The sequence below is a fragment of the Vibrio sp. 1874 genome, from assembly GCF_033344395.1.
In the GTDB taxonomy this organism is placed as follows: domain Bacteria; phylum Pseudomonadota; class Gammaproteobacteria; order Enterobacterales; family Vibrionaceae; genus Vibrio; species Vibrio alginolyticus.
In genome coordinates, this window is record NZ_JAWPOR010000115.1 from 1 (window position 1) to 1,229 (window position 1,229).

Consider the following 1,229-nt stretch of genomic DNA (forward strand, 5'->3'; position numbering starts at 1 on the left):
CGCTTTCACGGAATCTCGCTTAGCTTTGACTTCGCGCCCTAGACGCGCTTTGGCCGCTAACTTATTTGGATCAGGCTGATGCTTACGCAGCTTCACTTGGTGGTAATCTAAGTCGGACTTAAGAATATCGCCCTTGCCTTTCACAATCGCAATTTCATCTTCCAAACCTTCACTTTGCCAAGACACGTAGCCGTAAGACAACAGAATCACTGCAGCAGCCGCGCCCCAAGAAATCGCCACATTTTTTAGCGTAAGGAGATCTTTTTTCGGCTTTAAATGCTCAGGATATAGATTGACGCGTCGATTTGTAGACGCCGCCGCCGCATCCGCAAGCACATGACCAGAGAGTTCATGTTCTTCAGGCAGTAGTGACGATACTTTGGTGCTTAAGCGGTAGTTAAGCGACTGAACCAATTCGTTCTCATCTTCTTCATCACAGCACACTTTCAATTGGTGCAACTGAACCTGACGAAGCTGAGCAGAGAGGTAGTCTATCGAACGTTGTAGCTCCAGAGACAAACTGTCCATCTGTAGCTCGCTTGACGGTACGCCAGTAAGAGGAGGTGTCACGCTACGAATCGAACGATGGAATGCAATGGTGTGCTCAACAAAAGCACTGATGCGGAAATGCCCACGCGCGCTACGTTGCAGCAACAAAAAGTTACCAAGCTCACCAGCGGTATCACCCCAAACATCATCTTCCGGAATGATCGCTTCTAACGGCAATTGAGCACGACTAGCCAGTAGCACAATTTTATCAAGCATCTTTCTTGATAAAACATAAGCTTGCACTTTACTTGAGTTTGGTAGCTCTACCGCATCAGCGATGATGTCGATGGCACGCTCAGAAATAAGCTCTTTGAGTAAAAACGGCAGCGCCGCCGACCACTCTTGGCGTGGCATGGCTGGCTTGTCGATTTGATACATCTGATAGTAGTTGTGTGACAGCACTACGGTCAGAGAATCATAAGCGCTCGCGGCAACGCTTAACGCTTGCTCAACAGCGCGTTCCCAATTTGATTCAGAAATTTCAAACTGAGACGGACGACCACTTTTAGCTGGTGATGATAAATAAACTGCGTCTGGCTGAATAACCAAAAAGCAAGAGCGACCACCACCAGATGATCGCATCAGCTTGTCGAATACTGCTTTAAATTCCATGATTATTATCTTTATTTTTTCCGCCAGCGATTTCGTCTTCCCAATTTAACTTGGGATTCTGATTGAGA

At 46.9% G+C, this 1,229-nt stretch carries 1 protein-coding gene; it reads right to left on the reverse strand.

Annotated features, from left to right (window positions below):
* Positions 1-1,161, reverse strand: a 1,161-nt coding sequence (locus tag R8N46_RS24940) for an MSHA biogenesis protein MshI (RefSeq protein WP_318189741.1), incomplete at its 3' end; no start/stop codon positions are given.
* Between the last annotated feature and the right edge of the window lie 68 nt (positions 1,162-1,229).